Below are 8,431 nucleotides of genomic sequence, written 5' to 3' on the forward strand. Positions count from 1 at the left end.
TGGCCGAGCGCGCGTCCGTCCATGCCGATAAGATTTGGACCGATGCTGATTTTGCAGGCATCAAAACCGGTCAGTAGGTCATGTCCGAAAGGAGACCTGACCCAGCAATGGACAATCAGGGGACACTATGAACTCAGAAGTTGCTGCATCCCTAGCCCGAGAAGGGGAGATCGTAGATAGCGAACCCATCGGTCCGGGTCGCCCATCCCTTTACCGCGATGAGTTCGCAGCGCAGGCAGAGAAGCTCTGCAAGCTCGGTGCGACAGATGTCGACCTCGCAGATTTCTTTGGAGTTACAAAGCGCACGATCGAACGATGGCGATCGATGCATGAGCAATTTTGTCGCTCCATAATAGTAGGCAAGGAAGAGGCCGACAACGCAGTTGAGCGAAGCTTGTACCAGAAGGCCGTAGGGTACGAGCAGGAGGCGGTCAAAATCTTCATGCCGGCCGGGGCTGAAAAGCCTGTCTATGCGCCGTATCGCGAGAAGGTGGCCCCTGACACGGCGGCTGCAATCTTCTGGCTCAAGAACCGCCGTAAGGACAAGTGGCGTGATCGTATTGAGCAGGATGTAACGCACACACTGACGATCTCGGCGGAATTCGAGGCGTTCGTGAAGAACCTCAATTCTGGCTCTAGCGCAAAAGTCATCGAGCATATCGCCGATGCTGCGGAATAGAATTCCTGCGAGTGTCGCCATTCGCCGGGCGGACACTTTCAGTCTCGGAATGGTTTTGCTTTGAGCTGGCAAGAGATGGTGCGGCGCTGGTCCGCATCGCCGTTTCATTTTGTCCTTGAGGCCATGTTCCACATTACGGAGGAACAGTGGTCGCCGTGGGTGCCAGGATCGCCGAGGCCGGAAACGCCGCCCGTCGGCCCGGAGTTGTGGCAGGGTGAGTTTCTCAAGGATGTTGGCCGGGCGCGCGAAGAAGGGCGACGACGGTTTTCGGTTCGCGCCGGTCATGGCGTCGGCAAGTCGACGGTCGAAGCGTGGTTGATCCTCTGGTTCGTGCTGTTCCATCGCAACCTGAAGTGCCCGGTCACGGCGAACAGCCAAGATCAGCTGCGAGATGTCGTCTGGGCGGAGATCAGTCGTTGGTGGCGCGAGCTTCCGCCGTTCCTCAAGGACATGATCGAGGTTACGGCTGAGCGTGTTTCGATCAAGGCCGATCCAGAGGGGGCGTTCGCCGTGGCGCGGACAGCGCGCCCGGAACGGCCAGAAGCGTTGCAGGGCTTCCACGCCGGAACACTGGCGTTCTTCATCGAAGAAGCCTCCGGCATTGATGACGTGATCTTTGAGACCGCCGGCGGCGCTCTCAGTTCTGAACACAGTTGGGTTTTCATGTTCGCCAACCCAACCCGAACGAGTGGATACTTTTTCCGCTCACACCACTCGAATAGAGACCAATGGCGTGTCTATCATGTCCCGTGCCAGTCTTCATCTCGCGTCAGTCCAGAGTATCCGGCGCAGATCGCGCGGGAGTACGGTGAGGGATCAAACGTCTATCGCGTGCGCGTGCTCGGCGACTTTCCACTAACCGAGGACGACAGCGTGATTTCTCTTGGTTCTGTCGAGGCTGCTGTCGGTCGCGAAGTGTCTCCGGGTGATGCATCTGTGGTGTGGGGGCTGGACGTGGCGCGCTTCGGCGACGACTCGACGGCCCTGGCCAAGCGTCGCGGGAATACATTGCTGGCCCAGGTCGTCGAATGGCGCAAGAAGGATCTGATGCAGACGGTCGGCCTGATCGTGCGCGAGTTCGAACAGTCGCGCGACAGTGAGAGGCCAGGCGCGATCAACGTCGATGTCATCGGCATGGGTGGCGGTGTTGTCGACCGGTTGCGGGAGCTGGGGTTGCCGGTGCGCGGCGTCAATGTCAGCGAGGCGCCGGCCACGGATGCCGATCGCTACATGCGGCTACGCGATGAGCTATGGTTCAAGGGCAAGTCGTGGTTCGAATCGCGGGCGGTCACGATGCCGCGTGACGATGGCCTGATTTCTGAGATCGTGGTGCCAAAGTACAAGGTTGAATCGTCTGGCAAGCTCAAAGTGGAAAGCAAGGACGATCTCAAGAAGCGCGGCTTCAAGTCTCCGAACAAGGCCGATGCCTTTCTGCTGACGTTCGCAGGTGGCGATCACGCCATGTCCTCGCATCGCCAGATCGTCGCGGCCATGTATTACGACGTGCATGCCGTCTCTCATGACTCCTACGAACGTGTTGTGCGCCAATCGACGGCGTCCATGGACTACGACCCGCACCGCTATTGATGCTGACGACACCAACTCGTATCGACCTCGAATACCTCTGTCTCAATATGCGGGCCTGCGATCTGGTCGAGATCATGAATCTTGTCCCGTTCGATGCGCCGATCGTGCTGGCCCACGTATGCGACGAACTCATCCGCAACAATGGGCGTGGTCGTATCTCGTGGGCCAACGGCAAGCCATGCGCCGTGGCTGCGCTGACCGAAACGAGGCCCGGCGTGTGGGAAGTGACGATGTTCGGGACTGACGACCTGAGGTCTGGGATCGTGCCGCTGATGCGTTGGTTTCGCGCCGAGGCCGCGGACCTCATCAAACAGTGCAAAGGCCATCGTCTGCAGTGCGACAGCCGGGCCGATCACCATGAGGCGCACAAGCTTATCCGCGCCATGGGCGGAGTCGCCGAGGGCCCTCCCATGGCTGGCTACGGCAAGGACGGTGGCGACTATCAGCGGTTCGTGTGGCTCGTCGGTCGCAACGACGCGATCGTGCGACCGCATTACGTGCAAGCAAAGGAGGCATGACCGATGTGTTTTGGTGGTGGTGGCAGCAATGCGCAGCCCAAGCAGAAGCCGGTGACGCAATTCGACTACTCAGCCGATCGCTCCAACACGGCGCAGCAACGTGCAGCGTTGCTGGCGTCGACGAATGGCGGTGCCGCCGATACGGCGTCGTTCGGGTCTTCGCTCGGAACCGGCGGCTCGGATGGTGGATTGCCCGCTGCCGGTGGCATGGCTGACGGTCGCAGCTCGAGCGCGAGGTAACGGCGATGTGCATGGCCAAGCCTCCAACCCCCGTCGCGCCTCCGCCGCCCGTGCCGGTGCGTGACGCCAAGATCGATGCTCTCCGCTCCCGTCAGCGTGGCGCCATGCTGGGTGCTGAGGGCGGATATCAGTCGACGATGCTAACCGGAGCGGGTGGCGACACTACGGCAGCGGCTACGGCCAGTCCGACGCTCGGCAAGTGATGGACGTCAGTTCACTCCGCCAGCGCTACGACAGCTTGAAGGGGTCTCCTGAGCGCGCCAACATGGAGGCGCACTGTCAGGAGGTGGCTGAGTACGTGTCGCCCCGCAAGATCGACTTCGTCGGCATGAGGTCGCCGGGCGACAAGCGTATGCAAAGGGTGCAGGACCCTACCGGCATATTTTCCAACGAGCTGCTGGCTGCCGGGCTCCACGGCATGGCCACGAACCCGGCAGCGAAGTGGTTCACGCTTCGCATGATCACAGGTCAGGACTTCGGTTCTGACGGTGAGTTGATCGACCTCAACGAGAATGCCGACGTTCGCCGATTTCTATCCCACGTCGAGGACGTGATGTGGTCGCGGCTTTACGAGCCTGGAACAAACTTCACCACAGCACTGCACGAGACCTATCTCGACCTTGGCGCATTTGGCACAGCGATTCTGTACATCGGCCAGCGCGATGACGGTGGTCTGCTGTTCGAATCTAGGTCGCTGGCTGAATGCGTCATCGCCGAGAACGTTGATGGCCGTGTCGACACGGTGTTCCGTCGATCGACCTACACCGTTCGACAGATGATGCAGATGGTGCAGTCTGGCGATTGGAAATCGGTCTCGGGTCGCGTCAAAAATCTTTACGACGCCAAGAAGTACGACGATCCTGTCCACGTCATTCATGCGGTTCTTCCGCGCTCCGAGCGCGATGCGAGCAAGCGCGATTCCAAGAACATGCCGTTCGCGTCCGTCTACTTCGAACACGACGGCGAGCATGTTCTGTCGGAGAGCGGATATCCAGAGTTCCCGTATCTTTGTCCGCGCTGGTCGAAGTATTCCAGTGAAGTCTATGGTCGCTCGCCGGCCATGACAGCGCTTCCTGACATCAAGATGCTGCAATCGATGATGCTGGTTTTCCTCAAGACGGCGCAGAAGAACGCCGATCCCGTGACCTGGATCAACGATGACGGCCAGATGGGCCAGGTCCGGCAAGTTCCGGGCGGCATCAACTATCTGCGCGGAAATCCCAACGATCGCATCATGCTGCAGCCGACGAGTCCGCAAGGCCTTCAGGCCGTTGCAACGGCCATGGACGGCATCAGGGCGCGTATTCGCACGGCGTTTTTCACCGACGAAATGCAGTTCGTCACCGACAAGCAGATGACTGCGACCGAGGTCATGGCACGCACGCAGGAGCGCATGCGCTTGCTTGGCCCGCTGATGGGGCGTCTTGAAAGCGAGCTTCTTGGACCGATGGTTGCCCGCGTTTTCGGAATCCTGGAGCGCATGTCGGTTCTTCCAGTGGCGCCAGAGATGCTCAAAGACAAGGATTTCACCGTCGAATACGTGAGCCCGATTGCAACGGCGCAGCGCCAGCAGGCAGCGTCCGGCATCATGCAGGTGTATCAGCTTCTCGCGCCACTCGGCCCTGAGGCCGCGATGCAGGTGATGATGAAGCGCGTCAACCCTGAAAAGCTGGTGGATTGGGCCTGGAGCCTGTTCAACTGTGATCCTGACTTGCTGAACGACGAGGCGGCCCAGGAGCAGGCTGGCCAGATGCAGAACGCCATGCAGGCTATCCAGATGGGCCAGCCAATGGCCGAGATCGCGCACAAGGGTGCCGGCGCCATGAAGCAGCTGGCCGATGCTCAGGCTGGCGGCGGCATCGATCTCAATCAGGCCATGTCAGCCTATGCCGGTGCCGTCAAGAGCAATCCGCAGGCCATGAGCGAAGCACAGGCGATGATGAATGGACAGCAACCGCAACAGTAAGCCGCGCCGGCTTTCGGCGCGCAAGATCTCCGACGCCTGGAAGCGATTCCACGCCTCGCCCGATGGCCGCGCTGCGATCGCCGACTACCTGGTGACCTGCAACGTCTATAACCCCATCGACAGCAGTGATCCGATCGAGTGTCACCGCATGGAGGGCGAGCGCCGGGCGGCGCTGCGCATCGTCAGCCTTCTCAGCCTTCGCCATGGCGATTTCGTAAGCGCGGCTCAGGAGGATACGGAGATCGCCATCCAAATGAGTGGTTTTCATGCCTGATATCATGGGAAACGTCCCGATGATGCACTGCCTGGTGCGTGGCGAGTATCTGCGGGACCGCCAGCGCGGGCATGGCGAGTATGTCGAGGCGTTCGCCTACGGTGTTCGCTGCGTTCGCGGTCATTCCCTGTGGTTCCAGTGCGCGCTCCAGGCTCCCTATGGCGGTGTCAACTTCCTGCTGCCTATCCGGGCGCTTGTCACCAAGCCGTGTCCAGACCCAGAGGTTATGACATACGTGCAGCCGTGGGACTGTTTCTCGTCTACATTCGGTATTGTCGAATTCGACTTCATCAAGCGCGGAGAGGCCTATGTGCTGCCAGCCAAGAAGCCGGGCCAGTATCAGTTCACGATCGACTTTACCGGGTCGGATTTGGCGGACTACCCAGATCAGCACAAGCATCTTCACGTCGTCAAAATGGGCAACGGCCTGATCGGGGCGTTTCCAAATAACCGCGTGCTGACGCCTGACCCGGCCTTTGCGCCCATGATGACAGAACGGCCGGACTTCATGTCCATCTCTGGCGAGTATCGGGCCGAGGGCAATCAGCATTTGTTCGACGTGCGTCGCGTGACGGGTGAGACCGTGGACGGTCCTCCCGAGGAGCAAACCATCAACTGAGGTTCGACATGGAAGGACAAGCCCAAGCCGCCCCGGCCCCTGAGAACACGGGCGGCACGTTTCTCACCTCTCCGCCACCGGCACCAGCTGCGGCGCCCATGGACCCAGCTCAAGCCGGTGCCGAAGCCGCGATTGCTGCGGCCAAGCTCGACAACCAGCGCCCGGAGTGGGCACCGGAGAAGTTCTGGGATGCAGACAAGCGCTCCTTGAAACATGAGGACCTCGGCAAGGCCTATATGAACCTCGAGCGTCTCGTCGGACACGAGAAAATCCCCGTGCCGAAGTCCGACGATGATAAAGATGGATGGGAGCGCTGGTGGAAGGCTGCCGGCCGCCCCGATGACCCCAACGGCTACGAGTTCAAAAAGCCGCAACTTCCGGACGACATGGGTTACGACGATGACACGGAAAAATCTTTCCGAACGTGGGCACATGTCAACGGCCTGTCCAAGAAGCAAGCGCAGGCTCTGTATGACGGCTACGTCAAGACCCAGATCGAGAAGCACGGTGCATGGTCTGTGGCGCAGAAGCAGGCGGCCGACAAGGTTCGCGCCGACTTGATGCGCGAGCACGGTGCTCAGTACGAGGCCTTCACCCGATCGGCGACGTCGGCGATCGATCAGTATGGCGATCCTGAGTTCCGCCGGTATCTCGACGAGACCGGCCTCGGCAATGACCCGCGCATGATCCGGGTCTTCGGCCGCATCGGAAGTGAGCTTGCCGGAGAAACGCGGCTAAAGGGCAAGCCAGCCGCGGCCGACAATCCGGCTGACATCGATGCTGCAATTGCCAAGTTCCAGACCGACAACAAGGATGCTCTGTTCAGCAAGAACCATCCCGATCATGACCGGGTGGTGAAGGCCTATAATGGCCTGTTCGAAAAGCGCTACGGTACGGACCCCGTCATGGTGCGTGACTGATGGCAAGTGCTGAACATCGCCTTCGCATTCTCGAAATGGCCAAACCGGTTCTGGTCAATCCTGACCTGAATCTCTGGATCGAGAATGCCAGGAAGATCGAGGCTTACGTCGACGGGTCGGGACACGCCGAAAAGGCCCCCGAGCAATCCCCGCAGACATTGAGCCTTCCCCAAGCCCGGAACACCCGGCCGTTGCCGGCTCCGGCACGCAAGTAAGCCTGCCGCGTACACTCGACGACCGGCGGCCCGCCACGAGCGGACACCCGAAACGGCTCGACGAATCCGTCCCCAAAACTGAAACCGTCATCAAGGAGCTGACAGCATGTCTGTTCAGATCACGACGGCGTTCGTCCAGCAATTCAAGTCGAACGTCAAACTTCTCACGCAGCAGAAGGGTTCCAAGCTGCGCCCTTGTGTCGAGACCGAATCGGTCACCGGCAATATCGCCTACTTCGAGCAGATCGGCGCCACGGCGGCACGCAAGCGCACCTCGCGCCATGCCGACACACCACGCATGGACACGCCGCACGCCCGCAGGCGTGTGTCGCTGTTTGACTACGAGGTCTCAGACCTCATCGACAACGAAGACAAGATCCGGATGCTCATCGACCCGACGTCTCAGTATACCGAGACCATGGCGATGGCCCTCGGGCGCTCTATGGACGACGAGATCATCGCCGCTGCCGATGGTACGGCCTATACCGGAGTCGACGGCTCTACCGCGACAGCCTATGACACCAGCATGACGGTCGCAGTCACGACCCGAGCGCCTGGTGTCACGTCGGCCAACTACGGGCTCAACGTCGCAAAGATTCTTGCGGCTGGCGAGCGCCTGGGAACCAACAACGTCGACCAGGACGACGAGAAGTACCTGATCATCAACTCGCGTCAGGTGACGTCCCTGCTCAACGACACCCGTATCAGTTCGGCCGACTTCAACCTCGCCCGCCCGCTGATGAGCGGTCAGGTCGCTGAGTTCGGCGGCTTCAAGATCGTGGTCTGCAACCGCATCGTCACGGACTCGAACGACTACGACAAGTGCCTGTTCTGGGCCAAGGGCGGCATGAAGCTTGGCCTCGGTCAGGACATCATGACTCGCGTCTCCGAGCGCGACGACAAGGGGTACTCCACGCAGATCTTCGCCAAGATGACCATCGGCGCGACCCGCATGGAAGAGGTCCGTGTCGGCTACATCGAGTGCCACACCACCAACGGGCCGTCGAGCTAAGGAAGGACGTGATCCATGGCAGTAGTCAATACCAAGTCGAGCCGCGTGACGAACGCGGATTCCTCGACGCAGACGCTCGATAAGATCGGCGTCAACCAGGGCCGCGTGCACCGTCAGGTGGCCACCGTCGAAACGGTCAGCGGCGACTCGATCGCCTCGACCTATCGCATGCTGCGCGTGCATTCGTCGTGGTCGATCGTGTCGATCAAGATCTTTTGCGACGACATCACCTCGGCAGCAGCAGACGTCGGTCTCTACAACATTGCCTCGCGTTCCAGTGGGGCTGTGGTGGATGCCGACGCCTACGGTTCGGCCGTATCTCTTGCCACGGCAAGTACGACTGGAATCGAGGTCGCCTATGAGGCCCGTGACATCGCCAACTGCGAGCGTCAGGTGTGGCA

The 8,431-nt window shown here is 60.4% G+C and carries 12 protein-coding genes; all 12 read left to right on the forward strand.

All coding sequences use genetic code 11. The features are described from left to right. The first annotated feature begins 127 nt into the window (after window positions 1-127). Window positions 128-679, forward strand: a complete 552-nt coding sequence (locus tag IPM06_20930) for a helix-turn-helix domain-containing protein (protein ID MBK8772875.1) — start codon at window positions 128-130, stop codon at window positions 677-679. A 60-nt stretch (window positions 680-739) separates the two neighbouring features. Continuing rightward, entirely contained in the window at window positions 740-2,266 is a 1,527-nt protein-coding gene (locus tag IPM06_20935; GenBank protein MBK8772876.1) for a hypothetical protein, read from the forward strand. Continuing rightward, window positions 2,266-2,784 carry a hypothetical protein gene (locus IPM06_20940; protein MBK8772877.1) on the forward strand — a complete coding sequence of 173 codons (519 nt, stop codon included), beginning with the start codon at window positions 2,266-2,268 and terminating at the stop codon, window positions 2,782-2,784. Before IPM06_20935 ends, IPM06_20940 begins: the two co-directional genes overlap by 1 nt. Window positions 2,785-2,787: 3 nt before the next feature. Then, window positions 2,788-3,024 carry a hypothetical protein gene (locus IPM06_20945; GenBank protein MBK8772878.1) on the forward strand — a complete coding sequence of 79 codons (237 nt, stop codon included), beginning with the start codon at window positions 2,788-2,790 and terminating at the stop codon, window positions 3,022-3,024. An 11-nt stretch (window positions 3,025-3,035) separates the two neighbouring features. Further along, window positions 3,036-3,227, forward strand: a complete 192-nt coding sequence (locus tag IPM06_20950; protein ID MBK8772879.1) for a hypothetical protein — start codon at window positions 3,036-3,038, stop codon at window positions 3,225-3,227. Further along, window positions 3,227-4,990: a hypothetical protein gene (locus IPM06_20955; GenBank protein MBK8772880.1), complete on the forward strand. Its 1,764-nt coding sequence runs from the start codon at window positions 3,227-3,229 to the stop codon at window positions 4,988-4,990. Before IPM06_20950 ends, IPM06_20955 begins: the two co-directional genes overlap by 1 nt. Continuing rightward, window positions 4,968-5,264, forward strand: coding sequence for a hypothetical protein (locus IPM06_20960; GenBank protein MBK8772881.1), 297 nt, complete (start codon window positions 4,968-4,970; stop codon window positions 5,262-5,264). The genes IPM06_20955 and IPM06_20960 overlap by 23 nt, the downstream gene beginning before the upstream one ends. Continuing rightward, on the forward strand, window positions 5,257-5,883 hold the full coding sequence (locus IPM06_20965) for a hypothetical protein (protein ID MBK8772882.1): 627 nt from the start codon (window positions 5,257-5,259) through the stop codon (window positions 5,881-5,883). Before IPM06_20960 ends, IPM06_20965 begins: the two co-directional genes overlap by 8 nt. Window positions 5,884-5,891: 8 nt before the next feature. Beyond that, the gene (locus tag IPM06_20970; protein ID MBK8772883.1) at window positions 5,892-6,803 is read left to right on the forward strand and encodes a hypothetical protein; all 912 of its coding nucleotides are present in this window, start codon (window positions 5,892-5,894) and stop codon (window positions 6,801-6,803) included. Beyond that, window positions 6,803-7,018 carry a hypothetical protein gene (locus tag IPM06_20975; GenBank protein MBK8772884.1) on the forward strand — a complete coding sequence of 72 codons (216 nt, stop codon included), beginning with the start codon at window positions 6,803-6,805 and terminating at the stop codon, window positions 7,016-7,018. Before IPM06_20970 ends, IPM06_20975 begins: the two co-directional genes overlap by 1 nt. 106 nt (window positions 7,019-7,124) lie before the next feature. After that, a complete protein-coding gene (locus IPM06_20980; GenBank protein ID MBK8772885.1) occupies window positions 7,125-8,030 on the forward strand; it encodes a hypothetical protein in 906 nt (301 codons plus the stop codon). 15 nt (window positions 8,031-8,045) lie between these two features. Next, on the forward strand, window positions 8,046-8,431 hold a 386-nt coding region (locus tag IPM06_20985; protein ID MBK8772886.1), incomplete at its 3' end, for a hypothetical protein.

The organism is Hyphomicrobiales bacterium, from assembly GCA_016710435.1.
Classification (GTDB): Bacteria; Pseudomonadota; Alphaproteobacteria; order Rhizobiales; family Aestuariivirgaceae; genus Aestuariivirga.